This window comes from Croceibacterium ferulae (genome assembly GCF_003660445.1).
GTDB classification, from domain to species: Bacteria; Pseudomonadota; Alphaproteobacteria; order Sphingomonadales; family Sphingomonadaceae; genus Croceibacterium; species Croceibacterium ferulae.
The window spans coordinates 52,436-77,285 of record NZ_QZVQ01000003.1; the positions used below are offsets into that span (position 1 = coordinate 52,436).

At 68.2% G+C, this 24,850-nt stretch carries 19 protein-coding genes; 12 read left to right on the plus strand and 7 right to left on the minus strand.

Features of this window, described 5'->3' with window-relative positions:
- Positions 1-29: 29 nt before the first annotated feature.
- Positions 30-1,556 (minus strand): M23 family metallopeptidase, encoded by a 1,527-nt coding sequence (locus tag D5S08_RS03465; protein WP_126665482.1) that lies wholly within the window; start codon positions 1,554-1,556, stop codon positions 30-32.
- A gap of 251 nt (positions 1,557-1,807) precedes the next feature.
- Between D5S08_RS03465 and D5S08_RS03470 the strand changes: the two genes are divergently transcribed.
- From D5S08_RS03470 to D5S08_RS03490, 5 genes are all read left to right on the plus strand, one after another.
- On the plus strand, positions 1,808-4,258 hold the full coding sequence (locus D5S08_RS03470) for a helicase-related protein (RefSeq protein WP_121116182.1): 2,451 nt from the start codon (positions 1,808-1,810) through the stop codon (positions 4,256-4,258).
- Entirely contained in the window at positions 4,255-4,584 is a 330-nt protein-coding gene (locus D5S08_RS03475; protein WP_338322934.1) for a S4 domain-containing protein, read from the plus strand. Before D5S08_RS03470 ends, D5S08_RS03475 begins: the two co-directional genes overlap by 4 nt.
- Before the next feature lie 63 nt (positions 4,585-4,647).
- Positions 4,648-4,986: a ferredoxin FdxA gene (gene fdxA / locus D5S08_RS03480; RefSeq protein ID WP_121115612.1), complete on the plus strand. Its 339-nt coding sequence runs from the start codon at positions 4,648-4,650 to the stop codon at positions 4,984-4,986.
- A gap of 241 nt (positions 4,987-5,227) precedes the next feature.
- Complete coding sequence (locus D5S08_RS03485) at positions 5,228-5,761, plus strand: CarD family transcriptional regulator (RefSeq protein WP_121115614.1); 534 nt, start codon at positions 5,228-5,230, stop codon at positions 5,759-5,761.
- A gap of 85 nt (positions 5,762-5,846) precedes the next feature.
- A complete protein-coding gene (locus D5S08_RS03490) occupies positions 5,847-6,173 on the plus strand; it encodes a hypothetical protein (protein ID WP_121115616.1) in 327 nt (108 codons plus the stop codon).
- Here the strand turns inward: D5S08_RS03490 and D5S08_RS03495 are convergent, their stop codons facing one another.
- On the minus strand, positions 6,174-7,121 hold the full coding sequence (locus D5S08_RS03495; RefSeq protein WP_121115618.1) for an L-threonylcarbamoyladenylate synthase: 948 nt from the start codon (positions 7,119-7,121) through the stop codon (positions 6,174-6,176).
- A 26-nt stretch (positions 7,122-7,147) separates the two neighbouring features.
- Here D5S08_RS03495 and D5S08_RS03500 point away from each other — a divergent pair, with 26 nt between their 5' ends.
- On the plus strand, positions 7,148-7,969 hold the full coding sequence (locus D5S08_RS03500) for an ATP-binding protein (RefSeq protein WP_121115620.1): 822 nt from the start codon (positions 7,148-7,150) through the stop codon (positions 7,967-7,969).
- A 102-nt stretch (positions 7,970-8,071) separates the two neighbouring features.
- Here the strand turns inward: D5S08_RS03500 and D5S08_RS03505 are convergent, their stop codons facing one another.
- A complete protein-coding gene (locus D5S08_RS03505; protein ID WP_121115622.1) occupies positions 8,072-9,553 on the minus strand; it encodes a PQQ-dependent sugar dehydrogenase in 1,482 nt (493 codons plus the stop codon).
- Between the two features lie 63 nt (positions 9,554-9,616).
- Here D5S08_RS03505 and D5S08_RS03510 point away from each other — a divergent pair, with 63 nt between their 5' ends.
- From D5S08_RS03510 to rhaT, 4 genes are all read left to right on the plus strand, one after another.
- Positions 9,617-10,108, plus strand: a complete 492-nt coding sequence (locus D5S08_RS03510) for a GAF domain-containing protein (RefSeq protein ID WP_121116186.1) — start codon at positions 9,617-9,619, stop codon at positions 10,106-10,108.
- 124 nt (positions 10,109-10,232) lie between these two features.
- Positions 10,233-10,904, plus strand: coding sequence for an SRPBCC family protein (locus tag D5S08_RS03515; protein WP_241557198.1), 672 nt, complete (start codon positions 10,233-10,235; stop codon positions 10,902-10,904).
- Complete coding sequence (locus D5S08_RS03520; protein WP_121115626.1) at positions 10,904-12,091, plus strand: zinc-dependent alcohol dehydrogenase; 1,188 nt, start codon at positions 10,904-10,906, stop codon at positions 12,089-12,091. Before D5S08_RS03515 ends, D5S08_RS03520 begins: the two co-directional genes overlap by 1 nt.
- A gap of 132 nt (positions 12,092-12,223) precedes the next feature.
- The gene (gene rhaT / locus D5S08_RS03525) at positions 12,224-13,306 is read left to right on the plus strand and encodes an L-rhamnose/proton symporter RhaT (protein ID WP_121115628.1); all 1,083 of its coding nucleotides are present in this window, start codon (positions 12,224-12,226) and stop codon (positions 13,304-13,306) included.
- Between the two features lie 75 nt (positions 13,307-13,381).
- On the opposite strand, the gene D5S08_RS03530 is transcribed toward rhaT, so the two are convergent.
- The 4 genes from D5S08_RS03530 to D5S08_RS03545 form a co-directional block, all read right to left on the minus strand.
- Positions 13,382-13,738, minus strand: a complete 357-nt coding sequence (locus tag D5S08_RS03530) for a hypothetical protein (RefSeq protein WP_121115630.1) — start codon at positions 13,736-13,738, stop codon at positions 13,382-13,384.
- Positions 13,739-13,885: 147 nt separating this feature from the next.
- The gene (locus D5S08_RS03535) at positions 13,886-16,882 is read right to left on the minus strand and encodes a glycoside hydrolase family 35 protein (protein WP_241557199.1); all 2,997 of its coding nucleotides are present in this window, start codon (positions 16,880-16,882) and stop codon (positions 13,886-13,888) included.
- Positions 16,883-16,975: 93 nt separating this feature from the next.
- On the minus strand, positions 16,976-18,583 hold the full coding sequence (locus D5S08_RS03540; RefSeq protein WP_241557200.1) for an alpha-L-fucosidase: 1,608 nt from the start codon (positions 18,581-18,583) through the stop codon (positions 16,976-16,978).
- An 8-nt stretch (positions 18,584-18,591) separates the two neighbouring features.
- Positions 18,592-20,097, minus strand: coding sequence for a tryptophan halogenase family protein (locus D5S08_RS03545; protein WP_121115634.1), 1,506 nt, complete (start codon positions 20,095-20,097; stop codon positions 18,592-18,594).
- A gap of 124 nt (positions 20,098-20,221) precedes the next feature.
- Between D5S08_RS03545 and D5S08_RS03550 the strand changes: the two genes are divergently transcribed.
- The gene (locus tag D5S08_RS03550) at positions 20,222-23,119 is read left to right on the plus strand and encodes a TonB-dependent receptor (RefSeq protein WP_121115636.1); all 2,898 of its coding nucleotides are present in this window, start codon (positions 20,222-20,224) and stop codon (positions 23,117-23,119) included.
- 88 nt (positions 23,120-23,207) lie between these two features.
- Complete coding sequence (locus D5S08_RS03555) at positions 23,208-24,842, plus strand: DUF5597 domain-containing protein (RefSeq protein WP_241557201.1); 1,635 nt, start codon at positions 23,208-23,210, stop codon at positions 24,840-24,842.
- The last annotated feature ends 8 nt before the right edge of the window (positions 24,843-24,850 follow it).

Genomic DNA, 24,850 nt, shown 5'->3' on the forward strand with positions numbered 1-24,850 from the left:
GGTGCCGCAGAACGGCCGCCGCTGCAAGGTCAGCCAACGACCTGCGGGTTGTCCACCCGGTCGATCTCGCGCAGCGGCTCTTGCTCCGCGGCGGCGGCCGGTGCCGGTGCCAGCGGCTCCAGCGCCGCCCCCGGCTCCACTCGCTGCAGCTCTGCCAGCCGGCCGCGGAAGTTTGCCAGTTCACGCCCTTCCAGCACCGCACGGGTGACAAAGCGGACGCTGTTGGGGTTCACCGTGCGCCCGCCGCGATAGACCTCGAAATGCAGGTGCGGCCCGGTGGAAAGGCCGGTCGAGCCGACATAGCCGATCACCTGCCCGCGCTTCACCCGCGCGCCGTTGCGCACCGCGATCCGGCTCATATGCGCATAGCCGGTGCCCAGCCCGCCCGCATGGCGCAGGCGCACGTAATTGCCATGCCCGCCATGGCGCCCGGCATAGGTGACAGTGCCGTCGGTCACCGCATGGATCGGCGTGCCATGGCCCGCGCGGTAATCATTGCCGGCATGCAGCCGCGTGAAGCGCAGGATCGGATGGCGGCGCGGGCCGTAACGGCTGGTGACGGGGCCGGGCACCGGCTGTACCATGCCTTCGCGCTGCTGGCCCACGCCCGATGCCTCGAAGAACTTGCCCTCCCGGCCCCAGCGCAGCAGCTGGTGGCGCGGGCGGCCATTGCGCAGGACGCCGGCATAGAGCAGTTCGCCCTCCTCCACCTCGCCTGTGGCGGCGCGGCGCCAGTCGATCACCATGTCATATTCGTCATCGGCGGCCAGCCGCGCATCCGACCCCAGCGCGCGCAGATATTGCTGCACTGCCCGGCCCGGCGCGCCGGCGGCCCGGGCCGAGCGATAGAGGCTGTCGCCCACCCTGCCGCGCAGGCGCAGCGGGGTGGTGTCCACGCGGATCGGGCGCGGTACCAGTGCCAGCCGCCCGGCCTGCTGCTCCACCCGCAGTTCCAGGTCGAAGCGGGCACGGAAGCCCAAGCGTTCCAGCGGACGCGGCTGCCCGGGGCCGATACGGCGGCCCAGCGTCAGGTCCACCGGTGTGCCCGCGGCCACCTGCCCGGCCGGCATCGCACCGCCGATCAGCCGCGCAACCAGCGCCGCCTCGGCCCCGCCCAGCCCGGCGCGGCCCAGCAGCCGTTCGTAGGTGTCGCCGGAAGCGAAGCGCGCCTGCAGGTCGATACGCGGGCGTTCGGGCGTGGCCTTCAGCGGCGTGACCGCGACAGTCGCGCCCATGCGGCGGCCGCTATCGGCCCCCAGCGCCAGCGGCGCGATGCCGAGCGAGCGGAACTCGTCCGCCTCCCTCGCGCGCAGGTTCACCGGCGGCGCGGCGGCGAGCGGCGACATGTCCGGTACCGCGGCCAGCGCCAGCGCGGTCAGCACCACCAGCGCCGCCATGCCGGTCAGCCAGCGGCGCGAACCGACCGCGCGGCCCAGGTCGATGGCGAGACGCGGGCGGCGGATGGTCCGGCGGGCGAGCGGGTGGCGCGCCCGGCGGGGCCCGTCCTGCCGGGCCGGTGCCGTCATCCTGCCTGCCATCTGTGCTGCCGTGCTCACCAGAACCCCATCACCCTGTCCGCCTGCCTGCCGCAAGCCGCTACCCGCTTGAAGTTGCAACCGGGTGAACGGCGACGAGCCGGGCCATTGCTGCGCCGGATCGAACAGAGCCGCGCATCACGCGCCGCTTGCACCTGTGCCCGGCACCCGCCACACTGTTGGTCATCGTGTTGTTTCCCCCGTCAGACAGCCGCCTTCGCGCCGTGCTCGGTCCCACCAACACCGGCAAGACGCACCTGGCGATCGAGCGGATGGTGGCCCATTCCAGCGGCGCCATCGGCTTCCCCCTGCGACTGTTGGCGCGCGAGGTGTATGACCGGGTGCGTGCGATCAAGGGCGACGACAAGGTCGCGCTGATCACCGGGGAGGAGCGGATCGAGCCGCCGAACGCCCGCTACTTCCTTTGCACTGCCGAGGCGATGCCGCGCGACGGTGGCGGGCACGCCTTCGTGGCGCTGGACGAGGCGCAGATCGCCGCCGACCGCGAACGTGGCCACATCTTCACCGACCGGCTGCTGCATGCGCGCGGGCGGGAGGAGACCATGCTGCTGGGCTCCTCCACGCTGGAGCCGCTGGTGCGCGCCCTGTTCCCCAAGATCGAACTGGTGGAGCGGCCGCGCTTCTCCACCCTGACGCATATCGGCCCGCGCAAGCTCAGCCGCCTGCCGCCCCGCTCCGCCATCGTGGCCTTCAGCGTGGAGCAGGTCTACCAGGTGGCGGAGATGCTGCGGCGGTTCCGCGGCGGAGCGGCGGTGGTGATGGGCGCGCTGAGCCCGGAGACGCGCAATCGGCAGGTGCAATTGTTCCAGTCGGGCGAGGTGGACTACATCGTCGCCACCGATGCGATCGGCATGGGCCTGAACCTGGACGTGACGCATGTCGCCTTCGCAGGTCTCAGCAAGTTCGACGGCGTGAAGCAGCGGCGGCTGACGCCTGCAGAGATGGCACAGATCGCCGGCCGTGCCGGGCGCCACCAGCAGGATGGCACTTTCGGCACGCTGGGCGGTGGCGGTCGCGGCGGCGATCCGGAGTTCACCGAGGACGAGGTGTACGCGATCGAGCAGCACCGCTTTGCCCCGCTGACCAGGCTCTACTGGCGTGAGGCGCAGCCGCGCACCGGATCGGTCGGGCAGCTGATCGCCGATCTGGAGGCCAAGCCCGACCGGCCCGAACTCGCCGCCGCGCCCGAGGCGATCGATCTTGGCGTGCTGAAGCGGCTGGCCGACGACCCGGACATCGTGGGCAATATGCGCGGCCCCGGCACGGTGCGGCGGTTCTGGGAAGCATGCCAGCTGCCCGATTTCCGCCAGCAGGGTGTCGATACCCACGCCCGCTTCGTGGCGCGGCTGTGGCAGGATCTGCGCGGCGGTCATCTGGGTGCGGATTTCGTGGCGGCGCGGATTGCGGAGCTGGACCGGACGGGTGGCGATATCGACACGCTGCAGGGCCGTATCGCCGCGATCCGCAGCTGGGCCTATATCTGCCAGCGGCCCGACTGGGTGCTGGCGCGCGACGAGATGGCGGCACGGGCGCGCGGGGTGGAGGCGCGGTTGTCCGATGCCTTGCACGGACGGCTGACGGAGCGGTTCGTCAACCGGCGCACCGCCGTGCTGATGCGGGGAATGGGGAAGGATGGGGGATTGATGAAGGTCGAAGCGGACGAGTCCGGGCGCGTGCTGGTGGAAGGCGAGCAGATCGGCCATCTGGAGGGCTTCCGCTTCGTGGTGGATGCCAATGCCGGGCACGAGGATCGGCGCCTGATGTTGGCCGCGGCGGAAAAGCACCTGCCGCAACTGCTCGCCAGCCGGGCGGAAGCGCTGATCGGCGCGGAGCTGGGCACGGTGGAGCTGCGCGACGGTCAGGTGTGGAGCGGCGGACGTGCCATCGCCGTGCTGGAACGCGGCCGCACGCTCAGCCAGCCCAGGCTGAAGCTGGCGCGCGAACTGGGCCAGCTGGATGCCGCCCAGCGCTCCCGGCTGGCCGATGCATTGGCCACCTGGCTGGAGGCGCAGCTGGCGCCGCTCACCCCCTTGCGCCGGATCGAGGAGGCCGCGGGCGATCCTGCCACCGGCACCGAGTTGCGCGCCGTGCTGCTGGCGTTGGCGGCGGGTGGCGGAATTGTACCGCGCGATGCGGCTGGACTGGATCACCTACCCAAGGATCGCCGCCCGCTGCTGCGCCGGTTGGGCGTGACCGTGGGCGCGCTGGACCTGTTCGTGCCGGCCCTGCTGAAGCCGGCGCCGCGCGCGCTGCTGCACGCCATTGCGCCCACTGGTCCGCTGAACCCCGGCATGGAGCCGGTCGTCGCCGGCGGACGGGAAGCGTTCGCCGGGTACCGCCGTGCCGCGCGCCAGCAGATCCGGCTGGACATGGCCGAACGCGTGCTGCGCGGGGCGTTCGAGGCGCGCGCGCAGGCGGGGCGGCGACCCTTTGCGCTGGATGGCGCACTCGCCACGTCCATGGGGGTGCAGCCCGCCACGCTGCAGGCGCTGCTGCGGGACGCCGGGTTCCGCCCGGCCAATCCGCCACGGGCATTGGCGGAGGGGCAGTTCGGCCCGCCGGCCCCGCAACGCTGGACTTGGCGACCAGTGCGCCCCGATGCCCGATCCGGCGTACGACCGGCCCGGCGAGCGGAAGAACCTCGCCCTGCACCGGCGGCAGAAGGCAACGCCTTTGCCGCACTGGCTGGCCTGGTGCGGTGAGCCACGACCCGGCGGCACAGGCGATGCGGCTGGACAAGCTGCTGTTCGCCCTGCGTCTGGCCAAGAGCCGCAGCCTGGCGCAACGCTGGATCGCCGACGGGCATATGCGCCGCAACGGCGCGCGCGTGCTGCGCATCGACCAGCCGGTCTGCCCCGGCGACACGCTGACGCTGCCCATGCCGGACCGGGGGCCAAGTGCCAGAGCCGCGCCTGTGCTGGTGATAGAAATCCTGTCGCTGCCTTTGCGGCGCGGTCCGGCTACGGAGGCGCGCATGCACTACCGGGCGGTCGGCGCGGCCTTGACTGGCGCCGATCACTCACCATAGCAGGCCCGCCCCGCCATAAAACATCGGCACCGCCGGCGGCGCACAGGAAGGAAAGTATTCGCAATGACCTATGTCGTCACGGACGCCTGCATCCGGTGCAAGTACACCGATTGCGTGGAAGTGTGTCCGGTGGACTGTTTCTATGAAGGCGAGAACATGCTCGTCATCAATCCTTCCGAATGCATCGATTGCGGCGTGTGCGAACCCGAATGCCCGGCCGAAGCGATCCTGCCCGATACCGAAAGCGGGGTGGAGAACTGGCTGGAACTGAACACCCGCTATTCCGCCGAATGGCCCAACATCACGCAGCGCAAGGATGCGCCCGCCGATGCGGACGAGATGAAGGGCGTGGAAGGCAAGCTGGAGAAGTATTTCAGCCCTGAGCCCGGTGAGGGCGACTGATCCTGCGACGCCGATTGCTGCGCGAATCGGTCGGGCTGGAAATTGTGTTGCGAATCTGCTACATGCTGCCGCGACTGTTCCGCCAGGCATTCCGGTGCGCGGCGGCATCAGGCTGACAAGGAAGGCAGGCTCCCCCCAATAGCAGCAGTGTCGTGCGTCACAGCGACAGGTTTCCCGAGGTCGTACGGGTTCCGTCGTCTGGCACTGACTGCGGGCCTGTCCGACAAGAAAGGACTGCTTAATGGCTTCCAGCGCCCCCGCATTCGACGTTGGCGATTATGTTGTATACCCCAAGCATGGCGTCGGCCGTGTGATGGAAATCCAGAAGGAAGAGATCGCCGGCATGAAGCTGGAGCTGTATGTGCTCCGCTTCGAAAAGGAGCGCATGACCCTGCGCGTGCCGACGAACAAGGTCGAATCCATCGGCATGCGCAAGCTTTCCAGCGACAAGACGCTGCGCGAGGCGATGGAAACGCTGAAGGGCAAGCCCCGCGTCAAGCGCACCATGTGGTCGCGCCGAGCGCAGGAATACGAAGCGAAGATCAATTCGGGCGACCTGGTCTCCATCGCGGAGGTCACGCGCGACCTGTTCCGTCCGGAAGACCAGCCCGAACAGAGCTATTCCGAACGGCAGATCTTCGAAGCCGCCTCCAGCCGCCTCGCCCGCGAGCTGGCAGCGATGGAGAAGACGGACGAGCCGACCGCGCTGAACAAGATCCTGGACGTGCTGCGCCAGCACGCCCCGCAATATTACGACAGCACCGAAGTCGCCTGAGCGACCGTTCGATGTTGTGAAATGAAAGGGGCTGCCCCGGTGCCGCTGGTGCCGGGGCAGCCCTTTTGCTTGTAAAGGACTGCCGATGCGCCTGCCTGCCCTGATCGCCCTTTCGCTGCTGCCCACGCTGCTGGGCGGGTGCCTCGCCAAGGCGGCCTATGATGTCGCCACCCTGCCTGTGCGCGCCGTCTCCAAGGGCGTGGACCTCGCCACCACCAGCCAGAGCGAGGCGGACGAGAATCGCGGGCGCGAAATTCGCCGCCGGGAAGAAGAACTGGGCAAGCTGGACCGGGAATATCGCCGCCAGTCCGACCGGTGTCAGGACGGGCGTGAAGATGCCTGCCAGCGGGCGCGGGACATCTATGCAGAAATGCAGCGGTTGGCGCCCGGCGTGCCCGTCGAACGCGACTGATCAGCCTGCGGCGGCCCGCCGCAGGCGGTCGTTGATCGCTGCGCCGACGCCCTCTTCCGGCACCGGCGCCACCGCCACGCGGGGCTGCGGCGCGGCGGCAGCAAGGTGCAGCGCCGCGTAGAGCCGGGCCGCCGCCTCCGCCAGGTCGCCCGTCGCGGACAGGCTGGTGTCGCCAGGGAGCGGGCCGAAGCCGATCCAGTACTCGTCCGTGTCCGCGCTCGTGGCCTGCAGGCGCAGCGGCTTGCCCGGTGAGTAATGGCTGGCGAGCTGGCCCGGCGCCTCGATGCGCGCATCGGTGAGGGACACCGGCGACCGGCCCAGCAGCGCGGCGAGCGCTCCTTGCGGGACCGGCCCGTGGCGCAGCAATTGCCAGCTGCCATCCGCACGTAGTGCGACGATGGTCGATTCCACTCCGCTCTCGCATGTGCCGCCATCCAGGATCGCCGGGATGCGTCCACCCAGCGAGGTGGCGACATGGGCCGCGCTGGTGGGGCTGACCGCACCGCTGCGATTGGCCGACGGCGCAGCCAGTGGCAGGCCAGCCGCCGTCAGTACGGCGCGCATCAGCGGGTGCGCGGGGCAGCGCAGCGCGATCGTCGGCAAGCCGGCGGTGACGGCGGGGGTGATGGCAGCATCGGGCCGCAATGGCAGCACCAGCGTCAGCGGCCCGGGCCAGAATGCCTGCGCCAGCCGCTCCGCCCGGTCATCGAACTCGGCGAGCGCGCGCGCCGCCGGAATGTCCGGCACATGCAGGATCAGCGGATTGAAGTCCGGCCGGCCCTTCGCCCGATAGATCGCCGCCACCGCCGCCGCATCATCGGCGCGGGCCGCCAGTCCGTAGACCGTCTCCGTCGGCACGGCGACCGGCGCGCCTGCGCGCAGCAGCGTGGCCGCGCGTTCGACACCGGCCGCATCGGGGGTCAGCAACTCTGCCGGCTTGTCGCTCATGGGTCCAGCCTATAGGCGGGCGGGCCATGGATGACACCCTGAAGCGCATCGCCGCCGCGCTGGAGCGGCTGGCCCCGCCCGCCCCCGCCGCCACCGACTGGTTGGGCGCGCCGGCCTATGTCTGGACCGGCGCGGGCGCCCGTGCCGTGCCCCAGATCACCGCCCCGCCGCTGACGTTGCTGCAGGGGATCGACAAGCAGAAGGCGGCGGTCGCCGGCAATGTGCAGCGCCACGCGGCCGGCCATCCGGCGCATGACATGCTGCTGTGGGGTGCGCGCGGCATGGGCAAGTCCGCGCTGGTGCGCGCCAGTGTGGCCGCGGCGCAAGCGGAGCATGGCGCGGCGCTGGCGCTGGTGCAGGTGGGCGCGGATGCGCTCGCCAGCCTGGCGGAACTGTTCGCCGCCCTGGCCGGGCAGCCGCGCCGCTTCGTGGTGTTTATCGACGATCTCGGCTTTGCCGAAGGCGACAGCGAAGGACCGCGCCGCTTGCGATCGTGGCTGGATGGCGGGGTCGAGGCGCGGCCTGCCAATGTGCGGCTGGCGGTCACGTCGAACCGCCGTGCCGTCGTGGCGCGCGACGTGGGCGAGCAGAACGATCCGCTGAACCCGCGCGACGTGGTGGACGACCAGCTGGCCCTGGCCGACCGCTTCGGCCTGTCGCTGGGCTTCCACGCCTGCACGCAGGACGATTACCTCGCCATGGTGGACGGCTATGCCCGCGTGCAGGGCCTGGACTGGGACCGGGCGGACGCGCTGGAATGGTCCAAGCGCCGCGGCGCCCGGTCCGGCCGGGTGGCGCTGCATTTCGTGACGGAGCTGGCGGGGCGGCGGGGGATGGCGGGCAGCTGACGCTTGTACCCGCGCAGCCATCCCCTGAGTTGACGCCCCCATCGCCATCACGACCGCAGCGATGGCGACGCCTGCTGCCCTCGGCTGAGAACCCAGCCGGACTTATGCCCCCGGCTGGGCTCCGGCCGGCGGGGTGTCGAAGGCGCGGCGCGGATCGCCGGTCAGCTCGCGCACCGGCGGCAGCGACGGGCCACTGTTGCGCGCAGGTGCGGCGGCCGGCTGCGCGCGGGGATCGATAACGCGCCAGATGATGTTGGCAGTGTCGTCGCTCACCAGCAGCGCGCCGGTGCGGTCAAAGGCGACCCAGGTCGGGCGACCACGCGTAGTGTCCTGATCGGTCAGGAAGGGCAGCAGCACCGGCACCGGCTTCCCCTGTGGATTGCCGCGCGCGTCGAACGGCACATAGACGACGTCGTACCCGACCAGCGGCTTGCGGTTCCACGAACCGTGACGGGCGATGAATGCGCCTTGCGCAAAGTTCGGCCCCAGCCGCGTGCCGCCCTGCGTGAAGGCCAGGCCCAGAGCGGCCACATGCGGCCCCAGCGCATATTCCGGCGTGCGGGTATATTCGGTCAGGAACTGCGGCATGGGCGCTTCCACCCGCTCGTCGATCTCTTCGTTCCAGTAGACCCACGGCCAGCCGTAATTGACGCCAATCGGCACGTTGGTCAGGTAATCGGGCACCAGGTCGCCGCCCAGCATGTCGCGCTCGTTCACCGTAGTCCACAGCTCGCCGCTCCAAGGATTCCAGCCGAGCCCATTGGGATTGCGCAGGCCCGCGCCATAGATGCGGGAGGACCCGCTCACCAGGTCCAGCTCGTGGATGGCGGCGCGGCCTTCCTCTATCTCGATGCCCTTTTCCGCGATGTTGGAAGCGGAACCGACCGTGACGTAGAGGCGCGTGCCGTCTTCGTTCAGCACGATGTTGCGCATCCAGTGATTGCCGCCACCGGGCAGGTCCATCAGCTTGACCGGATCGCCGGTCAGCACGTTGGCGCCCAGCTCGTAATCGAAGCGCAGCACGGCGTTGTGATTGGCGACATACAGCCGCCCGTCGCGCCAGGCCATCCCGCCGGGGCTGGCCAGATCGTCGCGCAGAAGGTGGCGTTCCTCTGCCACGCCATTGCCGTCCGCATCGCGCAGCAGCACCAGCGAATCGGGTGACGGTACCGCCGCGCCGGCACGCTTGAACAGGATGCCCTGGACCCAGCCGGCGACCTTCTCGAACAGGCCGCCTTCCTCGCCCTCGCCTTCCGGCGTCTCCGGACGGTTGGCCTGCGCCACCAGCACGTCTCCATTCGGCAGGGTGTAGATGATGCGCGGATGGTCCAGCCCTTCGGCGAAGCGGTTCACCACCAGACCCTGTGCCGCCTGCGGCTTGGCACCGTCCGCCCAGCCGATCGGCTTGGCGACGCCGATCGTGGGGAAGGTCTCCTCCTGCGTCGCCGAAATCACGGGGTCGGTGCCGGTGACCTGTTCCAGCGACAGTTCGGCACGATTGCCGCGTGTCAGCCACCAGCCCAATGCGGCAAGCAGCAGCAGGATGACGACGACGGCGATACCGATCTTCTTGGGCGTGCTCATGACCGGGATGAATAGAGGCGGCGCCCCTTTCCGGCAATGCCGCACGCACCTATGTTCCCGCGCATGTTCGACTACCTGATAGATCATCCCGCCGGCTCGCCCGAATTCCATGCCGAACTGCGGGGGGCAGCCGACGCGCTGACCACAGGGGAAGCGGATGCGGTGGCCAACATGGCGAACCTGGCCGCGCTGATCTGGCAGCTGGTGCCCGACCTGAACTGGGCCGGCTTCTACCGCGTGCAGGGAGATACGCTGGTGCTGGGGCCGTTCTGCGGGCGCCCGGCCTGCATCCGCATCCCGATGGGGCGCGGCGTGTGCGGTGCGGCGGCAGCCAGCGGGACCAGCCAGCTGGTGGAAGATGTCCACGCCTTCCCCGGCCACATCGCCTGCGACGCCGCCAGCCGCAGCGAACTGGTGGTGCCGGTCATCGTGGACGGGCAGGTGATCGCGGTGATCGACCTCGACAGCCCGCTGCCGGGCCGCTTCACGCCTGCGGATCAGGACGGGTTCGAGGCGCTGGCCGCACTGATCGCATCCCGCATCCGGGAGATGTAGGCCGCCCTGCCGCAGCGGCATGTTGCATTGTATCAAGCACTTGCCGCATGTCAGGTCGGGAACCTTGCACCCGCCCAGCCCTTCACCTGCCAAGACCCATCCGCATACAGCAAGGAGGCGCTTGGTGGCAGGACAGGATGATGGAGTGGCGACACTGGGCAAGGCGGCCGCGATCGGGCTGGCCGTCGGTGCCGCGGCGATCGGTTTTCTGGCGACCCGCCGGGACACCGGCAATGATGGCGACGATGCGCCGGGCTATGCCGCGCGGCGAACCGCCGACGACGTGACCGGCCGGACCGTGACGATCCGCAAGGACCGGCAGGAGCTTTACAGCTTCTGGCGCAACTTCGGCAATCTGGTGCCGATCATGGAGAATGTCACCGCGATCCGCACTGCGGGCCCGGGCAGCGACCGGTCCGTCTGGACCATCCGCGCGCCGGGCGGCCGCACGGTGGATGTCGAGACCGAGGTGACCGAGGATCGCGCGGGCGAGATCATCGCGTGGAAGTCGGTTGAAGGATCGGAGATCACGACCGAAGGCCGCGTGACCTTTGCCGATGCGCCGGGCGACCGGGGCACCCGCGTGACGCTGGTGATCGACTATGCCCCGCCGATGGGCGAACTGGGCCGGGTCGTCGCCAAGCTGGCGCGGCGCGAGCCGGCGGTACAGGCGCGTCACGACCTGAAGCGCTTCAAGATGCACATGGAAACCGGCGAGATCGCCACCAGCGCCCGGCGCCGGGACCAGACCCGCGCCGCGCAGATGGACGATGCCGCAAAGAAGGAGACAGCCTGATGCGCGCGCTCACCTGGCACGGCACGCATGACGTTCGCGTGGACAGCGTTCCCGATCCCGAGATCGTCAATCCGCGCGATGCGATCATCAAGGTGACCAGCACCGCGATCTGCGGGTCCGACCTGCACCTGTATGACGGCGTGATCCCGTCGCTGCAGCCCGGCGACATCCTGGGCCATGAGTTCATGGGCGAGGTGGTGGAAACCGGCAGCGGCAGCAACCTGAAGAAGGGGAGCCGCGTGGTGATCCCCTTCACCATCTCCTGCGGGGGCTGCTTCCACTGCAAGGTGCAGCAGTACTCCGCCTGCGAGAACAGCAACCCTGCCGAGAAGCAGGACATGTCCGCCGCGCTGTATGGCCAGCCGATGGCCGGCCTGTTCGGCTATTCCCACCTGACCGGCGGCTACAGCGGCGGGCAGGCGGAATATGTCCGCGTGCCGTTCAGCGACGTCGGCCCGGTGGTCATCCCCGACCACCTGGAGGACGAAAAGGTGCTGTTCCTGTCCGATATCCTGCCCACCGGCTGGATGGCGGCGGAAAATGCCGACATCCAGCCCGATGACACGGTGGCCGTGTGGGGCTGCGGGCCGGTCGGCCTGTTCGCCATCCAGTCCGCCATCCTGATGGGCGCGTCCAAGGTGATCGCGATCGATCATTATCCCCACCGGTTGGAACTGGCAAAGAAGCTGGGCGCCGAGGTGATCAACTTCCGCGAAACCCATGTGCAGGATGCCCTGATGGAGATGTCCGGCGGGATCGGCGTGGATGCAGTGATCGACGCCGTCGGCATGGAAGCCCATGGCTTCGCCTTCGACAACATGCTGGAAGTGGTGAAGCAGAAGGTCGGCATCGGCGCCGATCGCGCCCACGCCCTGCGCATGGCGCTGATGGCGGTGCGGTTCGGCGGCAAGGTGTCCATCCCCGGCGTCTATGGGGGCATGACCGACAAGTTCCCCACCGGTGCGCTGATGGAGAAGGGCCTGCAGGTACGCTCCGGACAGACCCATGTGCAGAAGTACACGGCCAAGCTGCTGGAGATGATCGAGCAGGGCAAGATCGACACCACCTTCCTGATCAGCCACCGCCTGCCGCTGGAAGAAGCGCCGCGCGGCTACAAGAACTTCAAGGAAGAGCAGAACACCTGGACCAAGGTGATCCTGAAGCCGGGTATGGCTGCCACGGCCTGAACTGATATGACAACTTGACGGGCCCCATTCCACCAATTAGCCCTATGTTCCAAGATATGGAACGAGGTGCCGATTGGTGGTGCGGGTCGCGCCCGAACGGTCATCGCTCGTCAACAGAGAGGTGACTTCGGCATGAATCCGCTCGTCGGCGTACTCTATCACTGGCTGGGCGGCTTCGCCTCGGCCACGTTCTACGTCCCCTATCGCGGCATCCGGCAATGGAGCTGGGAAATCTTCTGGCTGACCGGGGGCATCTTCTCCTGGCTGCTGGCGCCGTGGCTGTTCGCCAGCGTGATGACGCAGGATCTGCTGGGCGTGCTGGCCGCGACGCCGGATCGCACGGTCATGCTGTGCGTGCTGTTCGGCCTGCTGTGGGGCTTCGGCGGCCTGACTTACGGCCTCACCATGCGCTATCTCGGCCTGTCTCTGGGCATGGCGGTGGTGCTGGGCCTGTCCACTGTGTTCGGCACGCTGATCCCGCCGATCGTGGAAGGCGACTTTGCCAGCACGCTGCTGGGCACTGCCAGCGGGCGCATCGTGCTGCTGGGCCTGTGCGTGACGCTGGCCGGCATCATCACGGTGGCGGTGGCGGGCGCGCGCAAGGACGCCGCGCTCAGCACGGAGCAGAAGGCGGCCGCCATCGCGGAGTTCGATTACCGCAAGGGGCTGGCCGTCGCGATCTTTTCGGGCATCATGTCATCCTGCTTCGCCTTCGGCCTCGCCGCGGGGGAGCCCGTGCGCGACCTGTCCGCTGCGGCGGGCACCGGGGCGCTGTGGGCCGGCCTGCCGGTGCTGTGCCTGGTGATGTTCGGCGGGCTGGTGACCAATGCCATCTGGTGCGCGCACCTGATCCGCAAGAACCGCTCCGCCGGCCAATGGCTGGGCAAGCCGGCCGCCTATGGTGGCGCTGCGCCCGCCGCCACCCTGCCCCGCCGCGCGCCTTTGCTGCGCAACTACCTGCTGGCGGCGCTGGGCGGCACGCTGTGGTATTTCCAGTTCTTCTTCTACTCCATGGGCGAAAGCCAGATGGGCCGGCTGGGCTTCTCCTCCTGGACGCTGCACATGGCCTCCATCATCATCTTCGGCACGCTATGGGGCTTCGCCTTCCGCGAATGGAAAGATGCCGCACCCCGCGTACGGGCCATGGTCTGGAGCGGCGTGGGGCTGCTGGTGCTGGCGACGGTGATCATCGGCTATGGCAACAGCATAGCCTGAGGCCGGGCGAATTCGGCGGGGCGTGCTATCCCTCGCATGGGCCGGGGCTGGGCGCGGCTCAGAGTACCGCATGACCTAGCATGTGCCCTCGGCCTGTAGCCGCTGATGGTGCTCCGCCACCATCTCCTGCGCCATCCGGAGCGCAGTGGCCGTATCCGTCTTGCGCTCGTTGCTGCGGAACCGGTTGACGATGACGTTGCCGTCCGCGTCGGACAGGTTGCGGAGGGTGCATTCGGCTGCCGGGTTCCGCTCGCGCAATTGGGCGAACAGCTCCGTCTTGGCCTCCCACTCGCCGTCGTTCTCGCCCTTGTATTCGTGGTTGGTGGTGTTGGCCCAGCCGGGCACGTAATTGTAGTCCTGCCCGAAGGCCGACGCGAAAATGCCGCCGATTGCGAGCAAGATCGTGGCGCATGTGAAGCTGTGATGTCGCATGGTCTCTCCTGACAAGCGGTGACCCGCCGCGCGGGCGTCGATGATTCAAGCCCGCGCCCCACCATGCGGTTCCGCGACCTGGCTGCGGAGGCACCAGGCGTGGACGGAGGCGCCAGCCGACCGGCGCCCCCGCCTTACAAGCACCCGCTAGTCGGCCAGCCGCCGTGGCGCGGGCACCTGATCCACCTTCACGCCGCCACGCACATTGCGCATCGTCACCAGCCGCACTGGCTCCAGCGCATTGCCCGGCGTGCCGTCGCTCGTCACCGCCAGCGCCACCGTGTTGTTGCCGCGATGGTTCAGAATCCCTTCGGGAATGGGAAAGGTCCGCTGCGGGCCGATATGGGCGATGAACTGGCCCATGTGCCAGCCATTCACGAAGATCAGCACACGGTACTGCGCCTCCGACCGAGGCACGGACGGGTCACCGAACTGCAGCGCCAGCGTGGCGTCCTGCCCCTGCGGCACGGCCAGGTCGAACTTCGTGCGGAACCAGGTGGTGCCGGGGTCGAGGTCGCTGGCCGGCGCCGCCTGTCGCTGCCACGCAGCGTCGTTGAAGCCGGGCAGGTGCCAGCCCTGGCGCTCGCCGAACAGCCCGCCATTGTTGGGCACGCCGCGCACCGGGTCGACGATGTCCTCGCCACCTTGCCGGCCCTGGATCTTCCATTCGAGCGGGATGGCGAAGCTGCGCCCGCCGCGCGGCTCCACCGAGACGGAGATCAGGCCGCGCGCCTCCTTGTGGAAATCGTCCGCCTCCAGATCCCAGTTATGGCCGTTGTTGCGCACCATCACGCTGAGCACATGCTTGCCCGGCGTGCGGGCCGCTGCGGGCAGGTCGAACTCTGCGGTGCCGGTGGTGATAGGGCGCGGCAAACCCCAGGGCAGGTCCTGCTGCCCGACCAGCTCGCCATCCAGGAACACCTGCACCATGCCGCTGCCGCCCGCGCCATAGGCCAGGCGGATCCGTTCCGCATCGGGCGTGCCGGTGAAGCGGCCGCGATACCAAACGTCGCCTTCGTGGAAGCCATAAGCGTCCATCGACATGTTGGGCTCGCCATCCGGGCGCGCGGTGGTGCTGGCATAGGCGCGGCGATCAATCGGCTGCCAGCTGCTGTCGTCGAAATCGGGCGCGACCTCGGGCGAGCCATGCGCCACGCGCCAGTCGGTGAGCTGCGGCAGCGTCACCGGCTGCGGCCCGGCCAGCTGGGTAACGGCCACGCGGCTGCCAGCGGTGCCGGGCTGCAGGCGCACCCGCTCCCCGTTCCATGTCACATTGCGCGCGGCGCGCGGGGCCCACACCTCCAGCGGGCTGGCCTGCGCCGTGTCGCCGGTCAGCGCCAGGCGGCTGCCCTTCAGTTCGGCCGAACGCAGCAGATGCGGCCCGCGCACCAGCACGTCGCCATCCTTCCAGAAGCGCCAGCCTTCCTCCTCGTCCGCGATCAGCAGCGTCAGCGGTGGCCGCCCGCCGCCTTCAATCCGCACACGCGCCAGGCCGCCATGGGTGTAGTCCAGCTGCAGATCACCCTTAGCGGCATCGAAGGAGTGGCGGACATCGCCCTCCACCACGGTCACGGTCGGCGCGCTGGTATAGCGCAGCAGGGTGCGCCCTTCCTCCGCCATGCGGCCATATAGCAGCATGATGCCGGCATCGTCCTGGGTGAAGCCGTGCTGCACCTCGCTGGACGACCAGACCAGCCGCTGCCCGGCGATATCCACGCCCGCCACCAGCCACTTGGCATCGAACCCGTTCAGCCGCATCGGCAGCGTATAGCGCCCGTCCGGCAGGTCGGCGGTGATCGTGAAGCTGTGATCGCCGCTGTTGTTGCTGGGGTTCTGCGTCACCAGCATGAAGCGCGCATCACTCTCGGGCGAGCGGTTGTGATAGACCTGCACCTGGTCGGTCGATTTCTCGACCGGCCCGGCGGGCACCATGCCGGCCATGTCCGGCACCGCCGCGATCAGGCCGCCCAGCTGCTTCAGCTCCTGCCCCTTGTCGCGGATCTCGCGCGGTTCGCTGATGGCGGCGCCGTAATCGTAGGACGTGAACACCACCGGCGCCGGCAGCCAGCCCCAGCTGGTGCCGCCATACCCCATGTAGAAGCTCTGGATGCCGATGCCGTTGGCGATGTTGGTGCCGTAGAACACCCGCTGGTACCGCCGCCCGCGCTGCACGGCGTTGCAGTCATAGCCGCCATTGCTGCCCCAATAATCGAACCAGCCGCCGCCGAACTCCGCCGCGAAGCCGGGCGTGTTGGGGCTGGCGCTGGCCCCGCCCCTGGCCCCGCCAGTGCCGTAATAGCCCCAGTCGGGCGCGGCCGATCCGCGCGTCGGTTCGCCGCCAACGGTGCAGGTACCGCCGGGATAGGCGTCGAAGGCGTACATGTCCTGCGGCCCCTCGACCACCTTGTCCACGCCCGATCCCTCCGGCACCCAGTACCCGTTGCGGCCCTGGTCGTTGTGAAAGATCGGCACGGTGATGCCATCGGCCTTCGCCTTGGCATAGAGGTGATCCATGTAGCGCCGCTGCGTCGGGGTGGTCAGCGCCAGCTCGTTCTCGATCTGGTGCAGGATCACGCTGCCGCCATTGTTGATCTGGTGCTTGGCGATGATCGCGTTGATCTGCGTCAGCCATTCATCGACCGAAGCCAGATAGGCCGGATCGTCGGTCCGCGCGCGGGCGCGCTGGTTGACGAGGTAGCCGGGGAAGCCGCCGCGCGTCAGCTCCGCATTCACATAGGGCCCGGCGCGGGTCATGACATAAAGGCCCTCCTCCTGCGCCACGGTCAGCAGCCGGTCGATATCGCGAATCCCGCTGAAATCGTACACGCCGGGCTTCGGGCTGTGGAAGCCCCAGTCGAAATAGAACGCGACCGTGTTGAAGCCGCTGGCCTTCATCTTCTGCAGGATATCGCGCCACAGATCGGGGCTGGGCAGGCGGAAGGCATGGACCTCCGCGCTCCAGATCACCTTGCGTTCGCCGTCGATCATCAGTGACCGGCCATCGAAGGATACGCGACCGAAGCTTTGCACTTCCTGGCCCAGCTGCAGGTCGGGCCGCACCGTCTGCGCCTGCACAGGCACGGCGATCGCTCCCGCAAGCATGGTGGCGGCGAGCGCCAGGGCGCGCAATTGCTGTCCGATCATCGTAATCCTCCCGCTGCCGACCGTCCCCCATTTGGCAGGGGATCGGCGGCTCATCTCACATCGCGGGATTTTGTACTACAATTTGGCACAGGGTCAAACGAGGCCCTGCCCCTCCATCCGCATCACCGGCACCATCTCGTCCGGGCCCGCGGGCGGCAGCGTCACCTCCAGCCCGCCTGCCGTGCGCCGGAACGGGACCGGGCGGCCATCGGTCAGGGTGACGCGGGCAATGCGCGCCGCCGGCAGCGCCGCGCTCCCCAGCGCCGCGATGCTGACGGGCGCGGTCGGCCAGTCCAGCAGCACGGCGTTGAGCACATCGCCGATGACGGTGAAGCGCACATCGCCCGGCTGGAAAAGCGTGTCCCCTTCGGTGTGCATCCCGGCGCGTACCTGCGTCGGCCCCTCCCCATAGATCCGCCACGGGCGGCTGCCGTAGATCGCGGCCTCGCCGTTCAGCTGCATCCACGCGGTGATGCCGTCCAGGATGCGCTCCTCCTCCGCATCGATGGTGCCATCGCCGCGCATCGGGATGGACAACAGCAGGTTGCCGTTCTTCGACACGACATCGCACAGTCGCTGGATCACCTGCTTCGCCGGCACGTAACTCTTCTGCAGGAAGCGCGCGCGGTTGTAGTGCCAGTCGCCGATGCAGGTGCAGGTCTGCCAGGGCTCGTCACGCAGCCGGTCGCTCCAGCCGCGCTCCACATCCTCGACCAGCCCTTGCCGCTGGAACGGGCTGAGCACCTTCGCGGTCAGCACCACATCCGTCTCGCCGCTGCGGGCGATCGCGCCATTGTAGTAATGCGCCGCCGCCTCCATTCCGACCGGGCCGAAGGGCAGGCCGTAATCGTCCAGATAGACGATGTCCGGGCGGTAGCGATCGACCAGATCGTTCGACCTGAGCAGCCATTTCGCCACAAAGGCCGGGTTGCCGGGCGGTGCGAACTCCATCCAGCGGCCGCTATGCGTGTCGTGCCAGCCATTCATCGCCGCGATGGAACCGATGCCTGCGGGCGGCGCCATGCTGGGGCCGGTATACAGCTCCTGCGGGTCCAGCCCGTCCCACCACTTGCCCGCGCCATCCTCCTTGCGCAGGGTCCAGGCATCGTAGCGTTCGCCGGCGCGCGGCCCTTCGGCATCGTAGCCGTAAGCGGTCTGCCACCAGTGCCAGGCATGGCTGATATGGTTGGACACGCCGAAGCGCAGCCCTTCGGCGCGCACCAGCTTCTCCCAGGTGCCGACGATGTCGCGCTTGGGCCCCACACGCATGGTGTTCCACGGGTGATGCGCGCTGTCCCAGCAATCCAGATTGTCGTGATGCGCGCCCAACGCCATGAAGTACTTCGCGCCCGCCGCCTTGTAGCGACGGACCAGATAGGCCGGGTCCCATGCCTCGGCCCGCCAGCGGTTCTCGATCTCCATGAAGCCGGTGTCGGCCGGGTGGCCATATGTCGCCAGGTGATGGTCGTACATCGGGTGGCCCTGCTGGTACATCAGCCGCCCGTACCAGTCGCCCGCCTCCGGCACGCATTGGGCCGACCAGTGCGCCCAGATGCCGAACTTCGCATCCCTGAACCATTCGGGCGTGCGATAGCCGGCCGTCAGCGACGACCAGTTGGCGGCCACCGGCGCGCCTGCCGCGCGGGCCTGAGCGGCAATCGGCAGGCTGGCCATGCCGGCCAGCAGGGTGCGTCTGTCCATCGGGTTCCTCATGTCGAACGTGCCGCACAGTGGCGGGCAATGAAGTCGTCATGCGCCGGCATCACCTCTGCCCCGCGGCGCACGATCTCGCGCATCTGACGCAGCTGAGGCGCGATCTCCGCCGCCGGCATCGCGGCCGCCACCGGGTCCGCCTTGCGCGGGTGCAGCCCTTGCCCCAGCATCACCGCCAGCCAGCTGGTTTCGGTGAACAGCGCACCGGCATCGGGCATGATCCGTCCATGGCTGGCGAACAGGTCCATGCGTTGCTGCAGGCTGTCCGGCACCGCCATTGCCCGCATCTGCTGCCAGAACGGGGAATCGTCGCGCCGGGTCAGGTGATAATGCAGGATCAGGAAATCGCGCACCTGTTCGAACTCGGTCGCCATCACGCGGTTGTACTGCGCCCGGTCCGCGGGGTCGAAGCCGGTGTCGGGAAACAGCGACATCAGCGTCACCACGCCCTGCTGGATCAGGTGGATGCTGGTCGATTCCAGCGGCTCCAGAAAGCCGGAGGCGAGGCCCAGCGCGACCACATTGCCGCGCCACATCTCCTGCCGCCGCCCGGTGGTGAAGCGCAGTGGGCGCGGATCGGCCAGCGCCGGCCCGTCCAGCCCGGCCAGCAGCTGCGCCGCCGCCTCGTCATCCGACAGATGCGCGCTGCAATAGACATGGCCGTTGCCGGTGCGATGCTGCAGCGGGATTCGCCAGCGCCAGCCCGCCGTACCGGCAGTGCTGCGGGTGAACGGCGTGCGCGGTGTCGTCGCGGCGGAGGGGACCGCCAGCGCCCGGTCCATCGGCAACCAGTGCGACCAGTCCTGATAGGGGGTGCCCAGCGCCTCCCCGATCAGCAGCCCGCGAAAGCCGGTGCAGTCGACGAACAGCTCCCCTTCCGCGCGGCGGCCATCGTCCAGCAGCAGCGCGGCGACATGGCCGCGCGCGTCCAACTCCACCCGCTCGATCCGGGCCTGGAGGTGCTCCACCCCGCGCGCGACCGACTGCTCGCGCAGGAAATCGGCATAGCGCGCCGCGTCGAAATGCAGGGCGTAGCTCAGCCGTGAATGGATCTGGCGCTGGTCCTCCACCGGCCGCGTGAACCGCCCCGCGCGGGCGGCGGCAACCGTGATCGAATAATCGTCCAGCGGGGCGTCGCCATGCAGCATCCAGTGCTGGTGGAAAGCCAGACCGCGCAGATTGGCGCCATAATGGCCGAAGGGGTGGAAGTAGGTCTCGCCCAGCGCACCCCAATCCCGGAACTCGATCCCCAGCTTGAAGGTCGCGCCGGTGCGACGGACCAGTTCGTCCTCGTCCAGGCCCAGCAACCGGTTCAGCGTCAGGATCGGCGGAATGGTCGCCTCACCCACCCCGACCGTGCCGATGGCAGGTGATTCGACCAGCGCGATCGAGACCTCCGGCCCCAGCGCCCGGCTCATCACGGCGGCCGCCATCCACCCGGCGGTTCCCCCGCCCGCTATCACGATCCGCCGGATCGGAACCGCCTGTTCCACCTTCTCCATCCCCCTTCATTTTCACGTGCGCAAGTTGTTTGCAAATTCATACTTGTAACATTTATACTTATAGCGCTAACATTGCGGCGAACGATCGGCACGCAAGGTCCGTCGACGACAGGGGAGGTTTTGCATGATGAAGGGCTCGATCAACCGCTATTCCGGCGCGTCCGCACTCGCGATCGCACTGGCTGCGGGCATCGTACCGGCCGTGGCACAGGCGCAGACCGCCGATCGCGTACCGCCGCCGGCGGGCGATGCCGCGGCGACGGACGGCACGGTTGGCGATGAGATCGTCGTTACCGGTCTGCGCGCCGCGTTGGAAAGCTCGCTGGCGATCAAGCGCGATGCCGACCAGTTCGTCGATTCGATCACCGCGCAGGACATCGGCCGACTGCCCGACGTGAACGTGGCGGAGGCGCTGCAGCGCGTGTCGGGCGTGCAGATCACCCGCACCCGCGGCGAAGGCAGCGCCATCGCTGTACGCGGCCTGACGCAGGTGCGCACCGAGCTGAACGGGCGCGACATCTTCCAGGCCAGCGGCGGACGCGGCCTGTCCTGGGACGAGGTCGGGTCCGAACTGCTGGCCGGCGTCGACGTGTTCAAGAACCCGGCCGCCAACATGATCGAAGGCGGACTGTCCGGCACGGTCAACCTGCGCACCCGCCGCCCGTTCGATCAGGACGGCCAGCTGATTTCCGCGCTGGTCGGCTACACCCGCTACGACCTGATCGACGATGACGGCATCCAGGCGTCGGGCCTGTACTCCAACCGCTGGGACACCGGGATCGGCGAGGTCGGCGTGCTGGCCAATATCGGGTATCAGACCACGTCCTTCCGCGAGGACGAAGTGGTGGTGGAACCGTTCTACCAGCATGGGCCCACCGCCCCCGGCGTGCAGGGGCCGGTGCCCGGGTTCGCGGACCGGACGGTGCTGCTGCCGCACGGCGGCGGCTTTGCCGTGACTTATGGCGACCGCGAACGGATCAGTGGCACGGTGGCGCTGCAATGGCGTCCTGTCCCCGAGGTCGAGATCTACACCCAGTTCTTCCAGGCCAACTACACCTTCAACGAAGCGGGCGTATCCTTCTTCGCCGCTGGGGCTGACGTCGGCCCGTCCGCCGGGCGGGACTTCACAGTGGATGAAAACGGCATCGTGCGATCCGGCTACCTGGCCAATCCGGTGGTGGATTCGGTGAATTACGCAACGCTGCGCGACACCAAGACGACCGACTTCTCGGCCGGTGCGCGATGGGACGTGACCGACAATCTGCAACTGTCGGTCGATTACCAGCGCATCGATTCGACGGTGAACCAGAACACCATGAACCTGACCGCAAGCGCGCTGAACCCACGCACCAGTGTGCCGGGCCTGGGGCAGGATTACGACCTCTTCTTCGACATCTCCGACAAGATCCCGGTCTTCCAGTCCAGCGTGCCGGGCTACTTCTCCGACATCAACAATTACGGCATGACCGCCATCCTGCCCTATGGCGAAAACAATGACGCGACGTCCGATGCGGTCCGGGGTGACCTGACCTGGGATTTCGACGACAGCTTCATCACCAACCTGCGTGCCGGCGTGCGGCACACCAGCCAGAGCGCGATCAATCGCAACACCACTTACGGCACCTGGACGGCGATCGGCCAGTCCTGCGCCAACTGGTCGGCGGAATGCGTTCAGCTGGCCGATTTTCCGCAATATGCCGAACTCAACCGCTTCCAGCCGGACCTGCTGCGCGGCGACGCGGCAGATACGGTGTTCGGCCCTGTCTGGCAGTTCTCCGACGATCTGGTGCGCAACCCGCAGGCCGCTTTCGACGCCATCCGTCAGATCAATGGGCAGGAGGTCGGCTTCCGCCCCTATGATGCGCCGAACGCATTCTTGGGGACGATCGACGAGAAGACCTACGCTGCTTATGCGCGCCTTGATTACGGCAGCACGCTGGGTGGGCTGGAGTTCGACGGCAATGTCGGCGTGCGGGTGGTGCGTACCGAGACTGCCGCGCTTGGCCGCCGGGTACTGAGCTACCGCGCTCCCGGTGCCGCACCGGGCACGCCCAATGTCACGGAGGACGAACCCTTCAATGGTGGGCGGGAATTCACGAAGTGGCTGCCATCGGCCAATCTGCGGGTATTCCTGACCGACGAGCTGATCCTGCGAGCGGCAGCGTCCAAGAACTTCGCCCGGCCGAGCTTCACCCAGCTGAACCCGCAATTCAATCTGGGTGTCAGCTATCTGGATGCCGCGAGCATTCTGCCTTCGCTGCTGGATCCGACGCAGGCGTATAATGCCGATACCAACCCCTATGTCGGCACCGGCGATGCGCTGGGCGACCCGAACCTGCTGCCGGAAGAAGCCACCAGCTACGACCTGGCGCTGGAATATTACTTCAGCGCGTCCGGCTTCGTCTACGCCACGGCCTTCTACAAGGATCTGAAGAACCTGATCGTGCAGCGTCCCACAGCGCCGGTGCGGCAGGACATCGACGGCATCGGCACGGTACAGTTCAACGTGCAGCGCTTCGTCAACCAGGCCGAAGGCTATGTCCGCGGGTTCGAGATCGGCGGGCAGGCATTTGCCACCTTCCTGCCGGCGCCGTTCGACGGGCTGGGCCTGCAGGCGAACTACACGCTGGCGGACAGCGATGCCGGGCAGAGCGCGGCAGGCGACATCAACAGCGTGGAACAGATCAGCGTGCCGCTGAACAACCTGTCCAAGCACAGCTTCAACCTGGTGGGCCTGTACAGCAAGGGCGGCCTGGACCTGCGCCTCGCCTATAACTGGCGCGACGACTTCCTGCAGGGCACGGCCAACACCGGTACGCAGAACCTGCCGATCTTCGGCAAGTCCTACGGCGTGCTGGATGCATCGATCAGCTACGACCTCACGGAGAATCTGGCGCTGACGCTGGATGCGCAGAACCTCCTCGATACCGCGTTCCAGACCTATCAGATCTTCGACAACCGGCCGCGCGACTATCAGATCAACGACCGGCGCTTCTCGGCCCGGGCGATCCTGCGGTTCTGACAGGTGCACCGGACCGCCGGGCTGGCGATGTGCGGCCCGGCGGGTTAATCTCGTGAAAGGGACAGGATTGCATGATGGGTCTTGGGGCATGATGGATCGCGCCTGGCAGGCAGTGATTGCCGTGGCGCTCGGCGCCGCGATGCCGATCGGCGCGGCGGCGCAGACTACGCCGCTGCCGCGGCTGGAGCGGGTGGGCGACAAGCATCTGCTGCAGGTGGATGGCCGGCCCTTCCTGATGCTGGGAGCGCAGGCGAACAATTCCAGCAACTACCCCGACGTGCTGCCGCAGGTCTGGCCGATGATGGCCCGGCTCCATGCCAACACGCTGGAGATCCCGGTCGCCTGGGAACAGGTGGAGCCCACCGAAGGCCAGTTCGACTTCTCCTACCTGCAGGCGCTGGTGGACGGGGCGCGGGCGCGCAACCTGCGGGTGGTGCTGCTGTGGTTCGCAACCTGGAAGAACACCGGCCCGTCCTACGCCCCCACCTGGGTCAAGACCGACACGGCGCGCTTCCCGCGGATGCAGACGGCGGAAGGCACCGCGCATTACGTCCTCTCCCCCCACGGCCGCAACACGCTGGAAGCGGACAAGCGCGCCTTCGTGGCAATGATGACCTGGCTGCGCGACAATGATCCCGATCATACCGTGATCATGGTGCAGCCGCAGAACGAGGTCGGCGCCTATGGCCAGAAGCGCGACCGATCGGCAGAGGCGGACCGCCTGTTCGCCGGTGCCGTGCCCGCGGAATTGGCGGCCAGTACGGGCCGCAACGGCAGCTGGACGCAGGTGTTCGGCCCGCTGGCCGACAACGCCTTCAATTCCTGGTACACGGCCCGCTACATCGACGAGATCGCGGCCGCCGGCCAGGCCGTGCTGGACCTGCCGATGTTCTGCAATGCCGCGCTGGGCGATCCTTTCGCCAGGCCGGGCGAGGGCGGCGGCGCCAGCGGCGGACCGGACACGCCGGTGATCGACGTGTGGAAGGCGGCCGCGCCGCATATCGATTTCGTCGCGCCCGACATCTACCTGACCGATCCGAAGCAGGTGATGGAGGTGCTGCGCCTGTACGCCCGGCCCGACAATGCGCTGCACGTGCCGGAGATCGGCAACTCGGCCGCCTTCGCGCGCTATCTGTGGCCGACACTGGGCCATGGCGCGATCGGCTTTGCGCCGTTCGGCATGGATGAAACCGGCTATTCCAACTATCCGCTGGGTGCCAGGGAGCTGGACGAGGCCACGGTCGAGGCCTTCGCCGCGCCCTATCGCCTGTTCGCGCCCATGGCAGGCGCCTGGGCCAAGGTGGCGGCAAACAACCTGAGCTGGGGCACGGCCAAGGGTGCCGATGGAGAGCCACAGAGCCAGCAGATGGGCCGCTGGACCGTGCGCGTCACTTACGACGAATGGCAGTTCGGCTCGCGCGATTCCCCGTGGCTGAAATCCGATCCCACCCCGACCGAAGGCCAGCCGGTCGGCGGCGCGGTGGCGGTGCAGACCGGGCCTGACACCTTCCTGCTGGCCGCCGCCCATGCGCGGCTGTCCATCGGCCTGACCGACCCGCAACGGGGCGAGAACGGCACGATGCTGAAGGTGGAGGAAGGCACGCTGCAGCCCGATGGCAGCTTTGCCGTCCGGCGCGTGTGGAATGGCGACCAGACCGATTACGGCCTCAACTTCACCCGCCAGCCGGTGCTGCTGCGGGTCACCATGGGTACTTACCAATGAAGGCGATC